16 protein-coding genes are annotated in these 18,432 nt (G+C 49.1%); 3 read left to right on the top strand and 13 right to left on the bottom strand.

What is annotated here, in order from left to right:
- Positions 1–5: 5 nt before the first annotated feature.
- The 8 genes from KWJ01_RS26375 to KWJ01_RS26340 form a co-directional block, all read right to left on the bottom strand.
- Positions 6–989: a DUF1028 domain-containing protein gene (locus KWJ01_RS26375; RefSeq protein WP_225000135.1), complete on the bottom strand. Its 984-nt coding sequence runs from the start codon at positions 987–989 to the stop codon at positions 6–8.
- 276 nt (positions 990–1,265) lie between these two features.
- Entirely contained in the window at positions 1,266–1,661 is a 396-nt protein-coding gene (locus tag KWJ01_RS26370) for a hypothetical protein (RefSeq protein WP_225000134.1), read from the bottom strand.
- A gap of 194 nt (positions 1,662–1,855) precedes the next feature.
- On the bottom strand, positions 1,856–2,590 hold the full coding sequence (locus tag KWJ01_RS26365) for a Bax inhibitor-1/YccA family protein (protein WP_225000133.1): 735 nt from the start codon (positions 2,588–2,590) through the stop codon (positions 1,856–1,858).
- Between the two features lie 161 nt (positions 2,591–2,751).
- Positions 2,752–4,074, bottom strand: a complete 1,323-nt coding sequence (locus KWJ01_RS26360; protein WP_225000132.1) for a glycoside hydrolase family 2 TIM barrel-domain containing protein — start codon at positions 4,072–4,074, stop codon at positions 2,752–2,754.
- 146 nt (positions 4,075–4,220) lie between these two features.
- On the bottom strand, positions 4,221–4,724 hold the full coding sequence (locus KWJ01_RS26355; RefSeq protein WP_225000131.1) for a murein L,D-transpeptidase family protein: 504 nt from the start codon (positions 4,722–4,724) through the stop codon (positions 4,221–4,223).
- Between the two features lie 154 nt (positions 4,725–4,878).
- Entirely contained in the window at positions 4,879–6,702 is a 1,824-nt protein-coding gene (locus KWJ01_RS26350) for a pseudouridine synthase (RefSeq protein ID WP_225000130.1), read from the bottom strand.
- A 118-nt stretch (positions 6,703–6,820) separates the two neighbouring features.
- Positions 6,821–7,378, bottom strand: coding sequence for an SMC-Scp complex subunit ScpB (scpB, locus tag KWJ01_RS26345; protein WP_225000129.1), 558 nt, complete (start codon positions 7,376–7,378; stop codon positions 6,821–6,823).
- A 9-nt stretch (positions 7,379–7,387) separates the two neighbouring features.
- Positions 7,388–7,771, bottom strand: coding sequence for a TraR/DksA C4-type zinc finger protein (locus KWJ01_RS26340; protein ID WP_225000128.1), 384 nt, complete (start codon positions 7,769–7,771; stop codon positions 7,388–7,390).
- A gap of 174 nt (positions 7,772–7,945) precedes the next feature.
- Here KWJ01_RS26340 and KWJ01_RS26335 point away from each other — a divergent pair, with 174 nt between their 5' ends.
- Positions 7,946–8,962 carry an isoaspartyl peptidase/L-asparaginase family protein gene (locus KWJ01_RS26335; RefSeq protein ID WP_225000127.1) on the top strand — a complete coding sequence of 339 codons (1,017 nt, stop codon included), beginning with the start codon at positions 7,946–7,948 and terminating at the stop codon, positions 8,960–8,962.
- Between the two features lie 52 nt (positions 8,963–9,014).
- On the opposite strand, the gene KWJ01_RS26330 is transcribed toward KWJ01_RS26335, so the two are convergent.
- Together KWJ01_RS26330 and KWJ01_RS26325 are read right to left on the bottom strand one after the other, a co-directional pair.
- Positions 9,015–9,173, bottom strand: coding sequence for a hypothetical protein (locus KWJ01_RS26330; protein WP_225000126.1), 159 nt, complete (start codon positions 9,171–9,173; stop codon positions 9,015–9,017).
- Positions 9,174–9,269: 96 nt separating this feature from the next.
- Positions 9,270–11,786, bottom strand: a complete 2,517-nt coding sequence (locus KWJ01_RS26325; protein WP_225000125.1) for a lamin tail domain-containing protein — start codon at positions 11,784–11,786, stop codon at positions 9,270–9,272.
- A gap of 54 nt (positions 11,787–11,840) precedes the next feature.
- On the opposite strand from KWJ01_RS26325, the gene KWJ01_RS26320 reads away from it, so the two are divergent.
- A complete protein-coding gene (locus KWJ01_RS26320) occupies positions 11,841–12,836 on the top strand; it encodes an aspartate-semialdehyde dehydrogenase (RefSeq protein ID WP_225000124.1) in 996 nt (331 codons plus the stop codon).
- Between the two features lie 368 nt (positions 12,837–13,204).
- Positions 13,205–14,044: a manganese catalase family protein gene (locus tag KWJ01_RS26315; protein WP_225000123.1), complete on the top strand. Its 840-nt coding sequence runs from the start codon at positions 13,205–13,207 to the stop codon at positions 14,042–14,044.
- 83 nt (positions 14,045–14,127) lie between these two features.
- Here KWJ01_RS26315 and cysK read toward each other — a convergent pair whose 3' ends face one another.
- From cysK to KWJ01_RS26300, 3 genes are all read right to left on the bottom strand, one after another.
- A complete protein-coding gene (cysK, locus tag KWJ01_RS26310) occupies positions 14,128–15,039 on the bottom strand; it encodes a cysteine synthase A (RefSeq protein WP_225000122.1) in 912 nt (303 codons plus the stop codon).
- Between the two features lie 14 nt (positions 15,040–15,053).
- A complete protein-coding gene (locus KWJ01_RS26305) occupies positions 15,054–15,887 on the bottom strand; it encodes a serine O-acetyltransferase (RefSeq protein ID WP_225000121.1) in 834 nt (277 codons plus the stop codon).
- A 679-nt stretch (positions 15,888–16,566) separates the two neighbouring features.
- Positions 16,567–17,991: a fasciclin domain-containing protein gene (locus tag KWJ01_RS26300; RefSeq protein WP_225000120.1), complete on the bottom strand. Its 1,425-nt coding sequence runs from the start codon at positions 17,989–17,991 to the stop codon at positions 16,567–16,569.
- Positions 17,992–18,432 lie beyond the last annotated feature (441 nt).

Here is an 18,432-nt window from a genome sequence, read left to right as displayed (position 1 = left end):
TTACATTACTCTCCTAACAGCCTTGCAAAATCTTTGTCACTTACCGTTAGCAGGCCAGCTTTTGGCAAACGCCGTGTTAACTCCTGCCAGTTTGCATCTTTTTTGTAGATCTTCTTCAGCATGGCAGCAGCCTCGGCAACTTTTCCGCCATTTGCCAGGGTTATGGCATGCCAGTACTGCATTTCCAGGTTATCTGGAAACATCTGTTCTGCCGCAGTATACTCCTGCATGGCCCCCTGCATATCGCCCTTTTCTACTGCCAGGTCGCCGCGGTTCATATGCTCGTAGGCACGAAATACCTTTAGCAGCCGCTCCATTTCCTGCAGTGGCTGGGGGTGGTCATCAACCCGCAGGTCCAGTACCTTATCGTTCCAGGGCTCTCCGCTTGCTTTGGCTTTTACTACCAGCAAAGCTGCAGACTGTTTACCTCTTATATCGCCACCGGCTGCCTCGCCTGCCTGCAGCGCAGCCAGTACCCGCTCAGCCAGGGGCAGGCTTTTATTCTTTTCAAATGATTTAGCCATAGCCGGCCAAACCTTGTCGTTGAGCATCATGTTGGCCTGCACAGAAAAATTAGTGCCTGTTGCATGGCCTGCATATTCTACACAGTTTTTACCGGTATGCACGGCTACCCGCCCCTGCTTGTCAATAATGGCTACCTGCCGCACCTCCCTGGCCTCATCGTCGCTAAGGAGTATATCCAGGGCCTCCTGCGGCGACTTTCCCTCTTTCAGGAGAGCCAGCCCGCGCATGCCGAAAGATACATTCACAAACGACTGTGTGGCCACTGCGCCAACACCGGCTTCGGCCCAGGATACGGCAGTACCCACACTAAACCAGTGGCTTTGTACACCTACGGCCATTTCGCCGGTGGCAGAATCGCGGGCTACAATAGAATAGGTGTGGGCAAAGGGATCGGCAGACTTAGTCATCTGGGCAAAAAGATTACTGATGCAGAAGAATGGTAAAAATATCAGTAGTATTTTCATTGGTTATAAAGAAATGCGGCAGACGGTGATCGTGCATCCTGAACTATGGTGCTTAGCTGGCACCAGATTGCTGTTGAATATTGCATGCGCTGCAAACCCAGGTTTAGCTTGCTGATGTGCGAATGAACACATGCGTGAGCAGACCCACACCATGTACAGACACATCAGAATTCAATAAACGAAAAAATTACCTAATTTTTTAAATGTAAATTTCTACTTTTTCAGGAGGCAGTCTGCTCTTTTTACCGCTTGTACCTTATGCGGAGGCGAAATGGTTTATTCTATAATTCGTTCATATTCTGCTAATTGTGCTTCCCATCCATCCTCGCTAAGGTTCCTGAAATACTGTTCTTCAATTTCTTTTCTGTCGATTTCCTTAGGCGAAAAAGAAGACTTGTTCTGCTCAAACTTCTTGCGGGCGTGCCGGTGAAAGACCTGGTACATCGTCCAGATCATCAGTTTTCCCCACTCATCCTTTTCATCAACAGCCTCTTCTACACTATTCCACTGGCTGCTGAGCTTCTGGGAGTAGAAATGCTCCTTTTCCTTTGAAGGAACCAGTGACTTGCGGTTGGTATAGGGCTTTTTTGGTTCCAGGATAATAGCATCCGAAAAATCAATTGTGTCTCCCCACAGGGGCAGTATGTTGTTGTATATTTCCTTGAAGGTCATGTTTGTTCGTTTCTGATATATTCCAGGCAGTAATTAAGCCCAACTACCCGCAATCTTTTACTACAAATATACTCTCTCCTGTTAATACGGTTCTGGCGCCTGTTAAGATAGTATGTTACAGCAATGTGCAGCAAATAAAAAGCCCCTGCCATAAGACAGGGGCTGTACTAAATAATATTGTAAACCAGAAACACTTAGTCTCTGCTGGAGAGTTTAGCCAGCAGGCGAAGAATTTCCAGGTAGAGCCACACCAGGGTTACCAGCAGGCTAAAGGCTGCATACCATTCCATATGTTTGGGAGCACCCATGGCAGCACCTTCTTCAATAAAGGCAAAGTCCAGTATCAGGTTAAGGGCAGCTATAACTACCACCACCACACTAAAGCCAATGCCAATAAGGCCTGATTCGTGTATGTACGGGATCTGGTAACCGAACAGGCTCATAACGAATGATATTACATACACCAGGGCTACAGCACCAGTCGCTGCCATCAGGCCGGCACGAAAACCCTCAGTGGCTTTGATCACACCTGTTTTATAGGCAACCAGCATGCTGATGAATACGCCAAGGGTTAAGCCTACTGCCTGAAAAGCAATACCCGAAAACATCATTTCGAAGTAAAGGGTAAGTCCGCCCAGGAAAAGGCCTTCCAGTATTGCATATATGGGAGCAGTATACTTAGCTATTTCTGCTTTAAAGATGGTTACCATGGCCAGCACAAAGCCAGCTATGGCACTGCCAATTAACAGCGGCTGTGCAGGCACCAGGCCACCTGTAATCAGGGTCCAGCTGATGGCTGCACCGGCAAACACAATCAGGATCAGGAGAAAGCTTTTATCAACGGCACCTTTTACCGTCATTACATCGTTGCCTTCGGCATAGTAACTGCCGGAAAAGGCTTTTTTTAGGGCTGGATTACTGGAACGCATAAGTTTTGGTTAAATGGATCAAACGTTAAATCTAGCGCATGAAATTAATAAATTTTTACTCCGGCATATAGCCTTAACGTTTAGGTGTAATATCTGAATACTTAATGTTGTGGATTAATCTACATTTAATGTGCCAAAGAATAAATCTGCCCCCTTGTTCTTTATTTTTTTACATAAAAAGGTATGTTGGCAGTAGCCACTTTGTTATTGCCATCAGTAACATACACAAAAAGCCTGTAGGCACCCTCCTGTGCTGGCGCATTTAGCGTGAGCTGCCCCCCCGCTTCTGCTGTAAACTGCCCTTCCAGGGGAGCCGGCCTGCTTTCGCGGTCACCGCCCTCCTTCAGGTCTGTACTCTCGGGCAGAAGCTCCCAGCGGTATGAGAGTGGATCTCCGTTAGGGTCTGAAGCATATACGCTGGCGCTGTAGCTCGCCCCCGGCTGCAGGTAAATATTATCTGTTGCTCTTTTTCCATCTACAAGCATAGAATCCAGGTGTGGTGCCCTGTTGCGGGGCCAGCTGCCAGTCCAGAGGTACTGCATTACATCTGCCACCTCCGATACCTGCCCTGCCTCCGTAAAAAGGCCATACCAGGTGGGGGTACGTTCCTGCTTTTGCCCCCACAGAAATACGTAAGAACCTAAATTCATTTCAGTATCAGTTCCCATGGAGGCTTCGTAACGGCGCATGTAAACGGCTGCTTTTTCGCTGCTGGTTTCTTCAATGGGAGCATCCCAGGCTGTTTTAGCTACCTCCCAGTGGCCGGTAGGGCCCCACTCTGTTACAATATAGGGTTTGGTCCAGCCCAGGCTGCGCACCTTTTCAGGTACTGACGGCAGGTCACCATAGGCATTCACCGCCAGCAGGTCAAGCGCCGGCACTCTTGTTCTGATAAGATCTACCTCTGCCTGGTTAAGGCCTGCCAGCATGGTAGTAGCCGGGTGGTTAGGATCTTCCTCATGTATCATCCGGGCAATGCTGTTTACCGCATCCCACACTTTAGGATTCGTGTAGTGCAGGTTTAGCTCATTGCCAATGCCCCACATGAGCAGGGCGGGATGGTTCTTATACTTTTGCACTTCAATCCGCAGCCGCTCCAGCTGCTCTGCAACAGCAGCAGTATCGTTGTAATCGAAGCCATGCCGTTCCCGGGCCACATCCAGCCCCAGGGTAACGGTAAGGCCGCGCCTGTGTGCCTCATCCAGTATGTCCTGGGCATTTTGTGTGCTCCAGGTACGAACGGAGTTACCGCCACTGGCTGCCAGCTCATCAAAATAGCGGCTGCCTCCTGCGCCATTGATGTAGTACAGCGCGCCTCCCCTGTACAGCCGCCATCCATCCTCCTGCTGGCGTATTTCAACTTCCAGTGGTCCTTCTACCACATTCTGTGTGGGGGCTTCCAGCCTTTGGCCGGTATTTGAACAGGCCTGCACCACTAGCCCTGCCAGCAGTATGGGCAGAGCGTTCAGGAGTAATCTTTTCATAAACTTATATTACCAGTATATTCTAAATGAGCTTTTATTATTGAAGCATACAGCTGCCATCATGGAATCATTAGCTGCTAGCTGCTGTATTTTTGTATCATCAGGACTTTGTTGGGACGGTAACTGCCGTACATCTGGCCAGATTTTTACGGAAGAATTTCAATTTCTGTTCCATTCTTCACCATTGCCCAAATTTCATCCATCTCTTCGTTTGTTACGGCGATACATCCGTTGGTCCAGTCTTTTGCTGTGTGCAGAGCACCTATCCATGCCATTTTTTTAGCCATGCCATGAATCATAATGTCACCACCGGGAGATACACCCAAACGCTTAGCCCGGGCCTTATCCTGCTCACTGGGGTAAGAGATGTGAATGGATTTATGGTAAGCACTTTTGCTGTTTCGCCAGTCAAGGGTGTATCTGCCTTCAGGAGTACGCTCATCTCCCTCCTGTTGTTTATGCCCCACAGGCTGATCTCCCATTGCAATTTTGTAGGTCTTTAGTACCCGCCCCTCCTTCAGGAGCTGCATTTCACGCCTGGCCTTTAACACCAGCACCTTATCTGCTGTTTCGGCTACGGCACTATTTTCAGCAGTGCTACTGCAGCCGGCAAGGCAGAGGGCAAACAAGAGCAGCAGGATAGATTTCATTAAGTACACAGGCTAAACACTGCCACAATATACTAAGCCTGTACAAACACTTGGCAGTAAAAAGCAAAAAGCCCCTGCTTTATATAGCAAGGGCTTTTGATGATATGTATGCTGCATAGTGCCAAAAGCACCAGTGCCTGTATTCGCCAGCCTGTTAGCTAAAATGCTTCAGGCGGATTACCTCTTTCTGGCTCAGGTAGCGCCAGTGGCCGCGGGGCAGGTCTTTTTTGGTAAGACCGGCATAAATTACGCGGTCAAGGCCCAGTACCTCATACCCCAGCGATTCGAAAATACGGCGTACAATACGGTTACGGCCAATATGGATTTCCACACCAACCACAGTTTTTTCCGGAATTACGTAGCCGATCTCATCAACGGGAGCGGGGCCGTCTTCCAGCTCTATGCCCTGTTGAATTTTATCGAAATCTGCCTCATCCAACGGCTTATCGAGCAGTACCTGGTACACCTTTTTAACCTTATGGCTGGGGTGGCTTAGCTTTTCAGCCAGCTCGCCATCGTTGGTCAGCAGGAGTAAACCAGTAGTGTTACGGTCAAGGCGCCCTACCGGGTAGATGCGCTGATCGGCGGCATCGTCTACCAGCTGCATTACTGTTTTACGTTCCTGCGGATCTTCGGTGGTGGTGATAAAGTCTTTAGGCTTATTCAACAGCACGTACACTAACTTTTCAGGGTTAATCTTTTTGCCGTTGAAGGTAACCTTATCGTTACGGCTCACCTTATGGCCCATCTGGGTAACTACCTCACCATTTACTTTTATCTGTCCGCTGGCAATCAGCTCATCGGCATCGCGGCGGCTGCAAATGCCGGCATCAGCAATGTACTTGTTCAGGCGGATGTTGGCGTCGGTATGGGCAACTTTCTCGTCCTTAGGCTTTATTTTGCTAAAGTCGTAGGTGGGAGGGGTTGAGGTGCTGCTGCTTTTCCGTTCGCTAAAAGTTTTTTTTTTAAAAGGAGTGCTTTCGCGTCCTTCAAAATCGTTACCATCTTCGCTTCTGCGGCTGCGGCGCGGGGCTTCATCCTGGTTGTCGAAACGGGCACCACCTCTGCGGCCGGCATTGCTGCGGCGTTCTGCAGGGTTGCCTTCAGAGCGGTTGGAGCGGAATTCTCCACGGCGCTCGCTGCGATTACCTTCGGAGCGAAATTCGCTGCGGCCACCTTCATTCCTGCGGTTGCCATAACCTGCAGAGCGTCCGGTCTCGGAGCGTTCTTCGCCATAGCGATTTCCGCCTGGGCGCGGTCCGCTTGAACGTGGTCCGCCAGACCTTCGTTCTCCAAATCCTTCGTCGCTACGGTTGTATCCACGGGCCTCGTCGCCACGGCGGTTGTCCCTGCGGGCACCGTAGCCACGGCTGTCATCGTCGCTGTTAAAGCGGCGGTTAAAACCTCCTCTTTCAGTATCGTCGCTGTCTCTGCCAAAGCTAGAGCCTTCGCCAAAGCGGCTGTTACCTGTACGCGGTTTGGAGCTTCTGCCTTCTTCGGAGCGGAAACGGCTTGCGCCACCCTCGCCATCACGGCCGGGCTTTCTGAACTCACGCGGGGCACTGCCACGACGATCGTCTCTGCGAGCGCCTTCTCCACGGGGAGCATCGCTCCGGCGATCGTCGCTCCGACGGCCTTCGCCACGACGCCCGCCATCGCGGCGGTTGTCATCATCATCGCCTCTTGGGCGACGCGGACGTTCAGCATTATCATTTCCTGAGGGGCGGTAACGGCGGCCAGCTTCGTCCCGCTGCTGCCATTCTTTGTTATCATCAGGGTCTAGCATGGGAGAATAGCGCTTATCAGAGAAACCCCCTGCTCTACTTCCTTCATCTGTACGAGGCCTGCGGGGGCGCTCGCTGCGTACTCCTCCATTAGAGGAGCGTTCTCCTCCTCCAAAAGAGGTGCGTTCTCCTCCATTAGAAGAGCGTTCCCCTCCATTTTGCTTGGGAGTGAACTTACGGTTGGGTTTGTTCATCGAATCGTGTTACGTAAACGTAGTTTGTTATTTGTGTGCTTCTGGTGCAGATAGCAACTAATGCTTTACTGGTACTGGGTACTGGTTAGGGAATTGAACAGTACTGCAGCTTTATGCTTTACTGTTCTTCGCCTATTTTGTTATCGTCGGCCGAGAAATCTTTGGGGGTGGGCAGGTCTTTCAGACTGTTAATACCAAAGTGCTCTTCAAATTTGCGGCTTGTTCCGTACAGAAGGGGCCTGCCAATAGCCTCAGCTTTTCCTTTTATCTCAACTAATTCTTTTTCCAGAAGTTTCTGGATTGTGTAATCGCAGTTAACGCCCCTAATTTGTTCTACTTCGTTTTTGGTAATAGGTTGCTTATAAGCTATAATAGAAAGCGTTTCAAGCGCAGAGGTAGACAGGCGTTTTTTAGACTGTTGCTTTAGTAATATGCTTATACCGGCAGCATAGGCCGGCTTTGTCATAAACTGATAACCACCGGCGAGGGCAACAAGTTCAAAAGCGTAGTCGGGGCTTTCGTAGCGCTGCAGCAGGTGCTGTACAGCCTCCTCTATATGCCCCTGGGGCACATCGGCCCCAAACATTTCAGAAAGAGCACTTTTTATGTCTGCCACCCCCAGTGGTGAGGGTGAACAAAAAATAAGCGCCTCTACATGGTTTTGCAGAAAGTCCAAAGGCGCGTGTTAGGTGTTTTTAGCCAGCTTGGCTTCTATTGAATGCATGGTATGCGGCACAGCACGTAAACGATCTTTGCTGATAAGCTTGCCAGTATCCACGCAAACACCGTAAGTCTTGTTTTTGATACGGACCATTGCACTCTCCAGCTGGTTAATAAACTTTTGCTGGCGTGCCGCTAGCTGTGTTAAGCTTTCACGTTCGGCAGCATCGGCTCCATCTTCTAGCATCTTAACAGGTCCGCCACTGTCAAGCGTATATTCGCTGGTCTTATTCAGGGTTTCTTTGATGTACTTGAGCTCACTCTTAGCCTTATCCAGTTTCTCCTGAATCAGCGTTTCAAACTCTTTTAAATCCTCGTCTGAGTATCGTACTGTTGCTTCGTTCGACATGGGCGTACTTGTTTACCTACTAAACACTATTCAACAAGTGGAAAAAGTCATAAACCGCATGGCAGTGCAGTTTTAAGGCATTATCACCTTCGAGGCGCAAATATCGTTATTTTTCTTGAAAATAAGAAATAAATGAAATTTCTTGCTGACTTAACCAATCTAACGTTGCGCTGCATGAAAAACATATTAATACTCCTGTTCCTTTTTTTTACAATGGCGGCACAAGCACAAAATAAAGTGGTACTGGTAATTCATGGTGGGGCAGGTACCATCACGCCCGAGAACATGACTCCGGAGCTGGAGCGCATCTACAGGCAAAAGCTTTCTGAAGCCCTGGAAAAGGGTTATGCCGTGCTGGAGCGCGGGGGCACCAGCCTGGAGGCTGTTACTACGGCTATACAGATCATGGAAGAATCGCCGCTGTTTAATGCAGGCAGGGGTGCTGTGTTTACCCACGCCGGCCGTAATGAGCTGGATGCCTCCATTATGGATGGTAAAACAGGGCAGGCAGGCGCTGTTGCTGGTGTTACCACCATCAAGAGCCCAATTCTGGCAGCACAGGCGGTTATGCAAAAATCACCGCACGTTATGCTTACCGGCACCGGTGCCGAAGAGTTTGCCAGGGAGCAGGGACTGGAGCAGGTAGAAAACTCCTATTTCTTTGATCAGCGGCGCTTCGACCAGCTAAAACGCCTGCAACAGCTGGAGCAGGGTAAAGACAAGGAAGGCAGCCTGAAGGACCCGGAATGGGGACTTTTTGAAGGTAAAAAATTTGGCACTGTAGGTGCCGTAGCACTGGACAGCCAGGGCAACCTGGCAGCCGGTACCTCTACCGGTGGCATGACCAATAAGCGCTGGGGCCGGGTTGGCGATTCTCCCATCATAGGCGCAGGCACCTACGCCAACAACCAGAGCTGTGCCGTATCGGCTACCGGCCATGGCGAATTCTTTATACGCAATGTAGTAGCATACGATGTTGCCGCCCGCATGAAATACCAGGGACTCTCTCTACAGAATGCCGCAGAAGAGGTGGTGATGAAAACCCTGAAGGAACAGGGAGGCGAAGGTGGCATTATTGCTGTAGACAATAAAGGCAACATTGCCATGCCCTTCAACACCAGCGGTATGTACAGGGGCTACATGAACCAGAAAGGAAAACCACAGGTGTTTATCTTTCAGGAAAAGAAATAAAAGGCCTTATAACAAAAAAGCTGCCTGCAGATATCTGCAGGCAGCTTTTTTGTTAGTAATCTAATTTAAGATTCAGCAGGTGTATTCTTCTTTTCAGAGCATCCAGATCAATGCTGATGCCGTATTTCATTCTGATGTAGCGATGCAGGGCTTCAAGGCGAAGACCACGCTGAACTCCACTAACAAGGGTGTTGTCGATTACGTCACTCATAATATCTTTTTTATTCTGGCAGGAATTTGATCTTAAGATATAAACTTTTATGATATTTTCCCAAAAATAATACATGAAGTTTTTATCAAAAGTTCCTTACAGCCAACTTGTTACCACAATTGTTTTCCGCCATTGCTCCATATAACCATCAGATCCAAAGACAGAAAGCAGTACTATATAGTATCCATTTCTTACACGTTCTCCTGAGCTGTTAGTACCATTCCAGTTAAAAGTTCCTTCCTGCCCCAGCAGCTGATTATCCGCCAGCCGGTTTACTTCCCGCCCCCCGGCATCGAAAATGTAAAGCGTACCGCTAAGGCCCGACCTGGGCAACTGGTAACGGATAAAGGCTACATCATCCACACCATCCGGAGTTGGCTCCACTACTTCAGGTTCAATTTGTAATGGGGCTGTGGCCGGTGCCAGGGAGCGGCTTTGTGAGTTAGGCATACCAGGGCTGCCCCAGTGGGGAGAGGCTGCAGAAGTCCAATTAGCCATCAGCAGGGCAGGCTTTGCAGCATCTATTCGTTCCAGCGAAACTCCTATGCGGTCGGAAAGCAGGGAATGGTGCAGGGCATCGGAAAAAAAAGCAGTTTCTGCTACTTTAAATGCAGGTGTTAACAACACCAGGGTATCGCCGCTGTTGCGCAGGTTAGGAAAGCCCTGCAGTTGCAGCAGTCGTTCTGCAGGCGCCTGCGGAAAATATTCCTGTACGCCACCGGGGCTGGGGGTAAGCACCAGGTAACTATTGGGGGGCATCAGGAGCAGCTCCCGGCTTATAATTGCCGAAGACTTTATACCACCTTCCCTTAAGCCCAGGTACCAGCCCTGCAAATTTAAATAGTGCGCAGTAGGGTTATGTAGTTCTACCCATTCAGGAGCACCTGCCGCAGGATTATACATAATTTCGTTGATCAGCAAATCTCCGGCTTCTGCTGGCCTGGGGTAAATGATGGGTGCAGTCAGCAGGGCTGTATTGCCGCTGCAATCTGCTACTTCTGCTATGTTTATCTGGTAAGACTGCTGATGCAGTGGTTCAGAAAGCTGCACCACCAGCCGCCGCCCCCGGTGCTGCAACCCTGCAATGGGCACCACTGGGTCCAGGGCAAACGAGGCTGCAGATAAAGCAGCTGGAGAAAGATACTCATCAAATATCAACACTACCTCCTGTGGTGCAGCTGCTACGGCCTGCAGCAGTTGCGGTGGTTCTGTATCGGGGGTGGTATCGAGCACAGAGTTAGGTGCAGCAGGGCTTGCACCTTTTGGGTCTGCAGAGGCGCGCCAGTTCAGGGGCTGGCTGCACTGGCTGTAGGGGTTTATTTGCTCCAGCGACCAGCCACCTTCTGCCTTGCCCTCCTCGCGGTACCAGCTTATGGAGTAGCTAAGGCTATCGAGCAGCTGGCCGCTGGCGGTGTGGGTAAGCTGTAAGCTGCTGCCACTGTTGCCAAGGCTTTTCCAGCCCTGTACCTCTGCTACCGCTCCGTATTCATTATAGAGCTCCTGCTTTCCGGCAGGTACCAGCAGTACATAGGCGCCTGGTGCCAGTTGGTAATCTGGAAGCCTCCCGCCACCTAAGCGCAAATCCTGCAAATTGTATGGAGCGTCAGAAGCATTGAACAGTTCTACAAACTCGGCATCTGCTGCTGTTGGTAATACTACAGGCTGTGGCCTAAGGCTTCCCTTTGGGTTAGGGTCGGCAAATATTTCATTGATTACCACATCGCGGTACTGCGGAGCTGGCGTGTACTGAAAAGGGAAGGAGGTAAGGGGCAATGGTTCACCTGCTCCGGCAGGCCTGATGCCTGTAATGGTAAGGACATAACTACCCGGCGCTAAGGGAGATGATACCTCTAGCAGCACCTGGCGTGGATTCTGCGGGTGCAGGGAAGCTGCCGTGATGGTAGCAGCAGGGCTTATGTTGTAGTTACCAGTATTTTCGGCAGAGGCCTGCTCTGGCGGCAGGTTAAAAGTAAGTACTATTTCTGATGAAGAAGCTGCTTCAGCAGAAAGTAAGGCTAATTGTGCCGTTGCCGGACTTACCACCACATCATCCAGCAAAATACGTGCGGCCGTTCCGCTGCCCTCCTCCAGGCGCGCTACCTGCCAGCGTATCACCGCATCTGGGTTATGCAGCAAGTCTGCCGGCAGCGTAAATTCAAACAGCTGGTATTCTGTATCGGCATTCGGAAAAGCACCGGCACCACCTACCTCCACAGGATTGCTGAAGCTCTGGCCTCCATTTGCTGAAAAACTTAACAGGAGCTTTGAAGCACGGGTGCCGCTACCGTTTTTGCCGCTGCGGGCCCTGAAGCTCAGATTTGCTCCATCGAGTGCACTGGCATTGAGCAGCAGCCGTATGTCTGCTGTAAAAGTACTGGTAGGTTCTGCCACCAAAGCCGCCATACCGCTGTAGGCTCCTGCCGTAGTCTGGTATATGCGGGAGCTGCTGCTTACTTCATTGGCCCACCAGTGGGGCAGGAACAGCACCCGGGTTCCCGTAGTAAAGCTTTCTTCAAAACTTTGACTGTAAGGAAGGTTGCTTATCTGCCCTAATACCAAATTATTTATAAAAAACAGGCATAGTAGCAGGGCCATTATTGCTGTTCTCTTCATATAAAAGAAAATTTTGTTGTACTTTTGCCAGTCTATTAATTAACCTAATAACAAATGAAACTGGCGGTAGTTGGCGCCACCGGTCTGGTGGGCACCGAAATTCTTAAAGTACTGGAAGAAAGAAACTTCGAGTTCGACGAGTTGTACCCTGTAGCTTCTGAGCGCTCAGTGGGTAAACAGGTGAAGTTTAAGGGAAAGGAATATGCCATTATTGGCATGAAGGAGGCTATTGCCAAAAAGCCAGACATTGCTATTTTCTCTGCCGGCGGCGGCACTTCGCTGGAGTGGGCTCCGCAGTTTGCAGAAGTGGGCACTATCGTAATCGATAACTCCTCTGCCTGGCGCATGAACCCCAAGAACAAACTGGTGGTACCAGAGGTAAACGGCGATGTGTTGCGCATCGACGACCGTGTTATTGCAAACCCAAACTGCTCTACCATACAAATGGTGCTGGCACTGGCGCCACTGCATAAAAAGTACCGCATTAAGCGCATCGTGGTATCTACCTATCAGTCTGTAACCGGTACCGGTAAAAACGCTGTTGACCAGTTAATGGCAGAGCGTGCAGGCCAAAAGGTAGAGAACGGACCTTATCCATATCGTATAGATCTTAACCTGCTGCCTCAGATTGATGTATTCATGGACAATGGCTACACCAAAGAGGAGATGAAGATGGTAAACGAAACCAAGAAAATTATGGGCGACGACAGCATTCAGGTAACTGCTACCTGCGTGCGCGTACCTGTAATGGGCGGCCACTCCGAGTCTGTAAACGTAGAGTTTGAAGAAGACTATACCCTGGAAGAAGTACGCCGCCTGCTAAGCCAGACACCTGGTGTGGTGGTAGAAGATGATCCGGCCAATAAAGTGTACCCGATGCCCATGAACTCCCATGGCCGCGATGAGGTATTTGTTGGTCGCCTGCGCCGCGATGAGTCGCAGCCTAAAACACTTAATATGTGGATTGTGGCCGATAACCTTCGCAAAGGTGCTGCCACCAATGCAGTGCAAATAGCCCAGTATATGCTGGAGCATAGCCTGGTGCATTAATCCTTCCTTTTTGAATTTTTAAGAAGCCCTGCCCCTCCGGCAGGGCTTTTTCATTTTAGCAGCTATCAACTGGGTGCTTTACCTATTTTATGCTGGCGCCTGTTCTATTATTTAAAATTATAAGGCTATAAGTAATTCTTATAGCAAAAGCAGCATCCTGCCTCTCCCGTTCTTTTACATTATCCTCATTACAAGCTGTTTACAAAGCTTTTGACAATTAATATGTATGGCAGCGAGTGCAGAAACTAGCGGATGAACGGTTCAGATATCCAACAAAAGGTAACAATATTTTCTCTGACATTGGCTAACAATGGCTTATCGAACCTGTTGGAACTGTAACAATTTATTTTTTCTAAAACACAATTTTTATGTTTTTTTACGATAAAAGACTTCAGTACAAAGTTAGGGTTGATAAGCCCAACCCAATGTTCGCCAAAATGCTTCAGCAGGCAATTGGTGGTATAGAAGGAGAAATTCGTGTGTGCCTTCAGTACCTGTTCCAGGCCTGGAATGCGCGCGGACCAGAGAAATACCGCGATATGCTGCTGGAAACCGGCACAGAAGAAATATCACATATTGAAATGCTTTCCACAGCAGTGGCCCTTAACCTGGAGGGAGCCTCTATGGCTGTTAAGGAAGATGTTTCTTCCATGAACCCGGTAGTACAGCAAATTTTAGGTGGTATGGACCCACGCCATTACCTTTCTGCCGGTTTAGGCGCTATGGCTGCCGACAGCAATGGTGTTCCTTTTAACGGCTCATGGGTAGTAGGAACCGGTAACCTGGCTGCCGATATGCGTGCAAACGTTATGGCAGAAAGTAGTGGCCGCCTTTTGGCAACCCGCCTGTTCGAAATGACAGACGATCCCGGCATGCGCGATATGCTTTCGTTCCTGATTGCCCGCGATACCATGCACCAGCAACAATGGCTGGCAGTACTCGAGGAAATAGGCGCTTTAACAGACACGGTGCCTAACACCTTCCCACGTGATCTGGAAAACCAGGAGTTCAACTACAAGTTTGTGGTTACCAACATTCGTCCGGAAGAGTCAATGGCACAGGGCCGCTGGACACAAGGCCAGTCGCTGGACGGCTATGGACAGTTTAATCGTGAGCCCGCCCGTCCGCATGGAGGTGTACCGAACCTTTCTGATGCACCATGGCAGGCACATGATCAGAAATCGCAAACAAAGCCTGGTGAAAGATAATCGTTAAGTTGGCTTAATGATGAAAAGGAAAGAGCACCCATAGCAGATGGGTGCTCTTTCTGATTTTGTACTGTTTCTGTTTCTTAATAGAGTCCTTCAATAGACAGGTAGCGCTCGCCGGTATCGTAATTGAAGGTTAGAACTTTGGCCCCCTTCGGGATCTCCGGCAGTTTTTTGGCTACAGCCGCCAGCGAAGCACCTGTTGAAATACCTACAAAGATGCCTTCTTCCCGGGCTACACGCTGGGCATATTCAAAAGCAGCTTCCTTACTTACCTGTATAACGCCATCCAGCAGCTCGGGCTTCATGATTGACGGTATAAAACCTGCACCAATGCCCTGCAGCGGGTGGGGGCCCGGTGCACCGCCACTTAACACAGGCGATAGCTCCGGCTCTACGGCAAAAACCTTAAGGTTCGGGAATTTCGCTTTCAGCACCTCTGCTGCCGCAGTTATATGGCCGCCTGTGCCCACACCTGTAATTACATAATCGAGGCCATCGGGAAAGTCTTTGATGATCTCCTGCACCGTGGTTTTACGGTGGATCTCCAGGTTGGCTCCATTATCGAACTGCTGGGGCATCCAGCCATTCGGGGTAGCCTGCACCAGCTCACCTGCCCGTTCTATGGCTCCTTTCATGCCCTGCTCGCGTGGCGTCAGTACAAATTCGGCCCCGTAGGCTGCCATTAATTTTCTGCGCTCCACGCTCATAGATTCAGGCATTACCAGAATCAGCTTATAACCTTTTACTGCTGCTACAAGGGCCAGGCCTATACCGGTGTTGCCTGAAGTAGGCTCTATGATAACGCTGTCTTTATTTAAAACACCTCTTTCTTCGGCATCCTCGATCATAGCCAGTGCAATGCGGTCTTTGATGCTGTTGCCGGGATTGTTCTTTTCCAGCTTTATCCAGACTTCGTGCTCGCTGCCATAGAGTCTGTTGATGCGTACATGAGGCGTATTGCCAATGGTTTCTAAAACGTTTTGTGCTTTCATAGTATGTTCTGGTATTAAATTACAAAATTGATTGGTTCGGCAAAGGGGTTCTTTTCCCTTACCTTTATTTCACTTTTATGGTACACCACCGAGTGCGAGGGTACACTATAAGTTAACCATACATTGCCACCAATGATACTGTCATGGCCAATAATAGTATTACCACCTAAAATGGTGGCGCCGGAATAGATAATTACCTTATCCTCAATGGTGGGGTGGCGTTTCTGGTTTGTATAGCCTTTGTCTACATTCAGGGCACCAAGGGTAACCCCCTGGTATATTTTAACATGCCTGCCAATTACAGTTGTTTCGCCTATAACAATGCCGGTTCCATGGTCTATGGCAAAGGCTTCGCCAATTTGGGCTCCCGGGTGAATATCGATGCCGGTTTGCCGGTGTGCATATTCAGAAAAAAGCCTCGGCAGCACCGGTACCTTTAGCATAAACAGCGCATGCGAAAGACGGTGTATGGCTGTGGCGTAAAAGCCAGGGTAGGCCAGTAGTACTTCTTCCAGCGAGCGTGCTGCCGGATCGAACTGCAAAATAGCCTCGGCATCTATCAGCAGCCGCTGGTAAATGCGGGGAAGTTCTTCGAAATAAGCTTCTGAAAGGCTCTTTCTTGCCTTTTCATCGGGCACCACCCGCTCCAGCAGTTGTATAAAGCTGGTTTTAAGTAGCTGGTACTCCTGTTCGGTTTCCTGTAAACAGCTAAAGCGACCATGGTAGGGGGTAAACAAAAAATGAAAAAGCCTGTCGATAACCGCCTCGGCCTGTTGCTTGCCGGGAAAACCAATAAAGGCCTGCTGGTTCCGCTCAAAAAGTTTTTGTATTAATTCCTGCTCGCGCATATGGAGTTCTATTTAATCATATTTGAGATAAACAAAAAAGCCCTGCGGGCATATAGGGCTCGAAGGGCTTTCTTAATACTTAGCATAGTAAGGTAATCTGCAGTTACACACAACTATACCAGAAACACTCCTTCGGCAAAGGGGTACAACACACACAACAACAGCAAGAGCTGCATGTGTAGATGCTGTGGCCGTATGTTCTGGTACCTTTGTTCATGGCGGTGTATCAGTAAAAACGAAAAAAGCCCTGCGGGATCATCCGAAGGGCTCTTCATTATTCAGTGATGAACGTATTCAAATCAACCCAATAATGTTCCCTTCGTTGTGTAAGCACAACAAGCAAGGCAACAGCAGTTTATTGGATTAGCGGTTTTCATTTGCTTTGTACTACAAATTAAGTGCGTGGAAACTTCGAATCAAAATCTTTTACAGAGCTTTTTTAGCTCATCTATTCCAGGCGTACTTTAATAAGGCTGTAGTTCTTCTCCCTTCCAACAAGTTAGCTGCATACAGCATACCTGCTATCAATTATATGTAACGCCACCTGCCTGCTAAAGTTTGGAAGCCTTGCACCGCTGTTAATGCAGCCATTGCAGGGTAGGAGGGCGCCGGTACCTGAAATAGGAAAGCCATGACCAGAAGTCATGGCTTTAGCCCGGATTGACCTTAACTTTCTGGCTTAATTTGCAGGGATTAGTACTTGATCAATAACATGTATTACGCCATTTGTTGCCAGTACATTTGAGGCCCCGGCGTTGATATTTGCTTCATTAGAACCTTCTACCATTACCGATGGGGTGCCGGCATCAATTACAAGGGTTTCTCCGCTTTGCAGAGGAGCCACATTACCATCCATCAGATCGGTAGAAAACACCCGTCCGCTAACAACGTGCGTAAGCAGAATAGCCTGCAGCGTAGCTACCGGAATATCATCAATGCTGTTAATACCGTTATCGGCATCATACACTGCCTGGAAGGCTGCATCGGTGGGTGCAAACACGGTATAACCCATGCCATTATTATCACCACTAAGCGCTTCTGCCAGGTTAGCACCGCCGCCGGTACTTACCCGCTGTACCGCTGCCAGCAGCTGTGTAAATTCTGCTCCATCCGCAGCACTGGCCATTTCCTGCACAATCTCAACAATGCTCTGGCTAGGAGGCATCAAAGTACGGTTTATTACGTGCACCACGCCATTAGAACCTGCTACATCTGTGGTAACTACTTCCGACATTCCATTAATGTACACGCCATCTTCTGCAAGGCTTACGTAGAAATCCTGCTCTGCCAGTGTGTTAACAGCGCCTGCAGTTAAATCAGCTGCCATTACTTCGCCGTCTACCACATGGTAGAGTAAAATTGGCTGCAGGTCTTCCGAAGTCATTCCTTCCAGGCTGGTAATGCCTGCTGCTTCAAAAGCATCGTTTGTTGGTGCAAAAACAGTGTAAGGCCCTTCACCTAGCAGATCATCTACAAGACCGGCTGTACGCAGGGCATCTACCAGTATGCTGAAGTTATTATTAAAATAAGCCGGTGCCAGAATTGTACCTGCCACGGCGCGTGGTTCTTCGGGCAGCAGCACACCACCTATTTTATGCAAAACGCCATTATCGGCTTCAACATCGGCCTGGGTTACACCAATGCCATCTACCTGTACGCCACCAGTGGTGGTAACCGTAAGGCTTTCGCCCTGCAGGGTAGTTACCTGCCCGGCCGTGATCTGTGAGGACATCAGCGCCTGCCCTACAATATGATATTCTACAACTTCGCGCACTACCTCCATGGGCAGCTCATTCAGAGAGCTTGCTCCCAGGGTGTTTAGCAGAGCTGTAAAAGCGGCATCGGTGGGTGCAAAAATAGTGATGTTAGCATCTTCATCTGCGGCTGTTGCTGCCAGGTCTGAAAACTCGGGCATGGTTAAAATGGTCTCCAGGGTAGTAAGCTGCGGATCGTTCTGTACCCGCTCCAGCAGAGTTCCATTACTTGGTTCTACAACCGGATTGTCGTCGTCGTCATCACAGCTGGTAGCTACCAGCGTCAGCAGGGTAAGCGCCATAAAAAGGCTGCTCCAGCGGTTGTTAAAGTTTTCAAAAATTCCCTTCATTGCTTGTCTGTTTGTTTAACAGTAAATAATTTATCTTAGCTATAAAGGGATATACTAGGTTAATAAATAATTGTTTTGTTTAACTATTAATTTTTTTATTAAACACAATTAATAAAAAGCTCTCCTTAAAGATAATGTGTGAATCTATGCTGCCAGAGTAGTTTTTGCCTGATGCTCACTTATAGAAAAAATTTGCTGCGGCTAAACCTGTGGCTTCAGCAGCATCTGTACTGATGATGTGCGGCAAAAGGCCTGTGTACACAGCAGGTGGTTTTTTTACTTCCAGGGGGGAAAGTGCACAGAGACTATATGCCATTTCTGAAAACAGGCACATTTACCCCTGCGCTTAAACTTGTGGTTTGCCGGGAAAAGCAGTCTATAGCACCTGGCGCAAGCAGTTTCTGGCAGCATCTGCGCATAGGTAAAAAAACTGAAAAATCT

It is taken from the genome of Cesiribacter sp. SM1, from assembly GCF_020178975.1.
GTDB lineage: Bacteria > Bacteroidota > Bacteroidia > Cytophagales > Cyclobacteriaceae > Cesiribacter.
The sequence above is the reverse complement of the archived record's forward strand: the minus strand, read 5'-3'. Positions and strand labels throughout refer to the sequence as shown.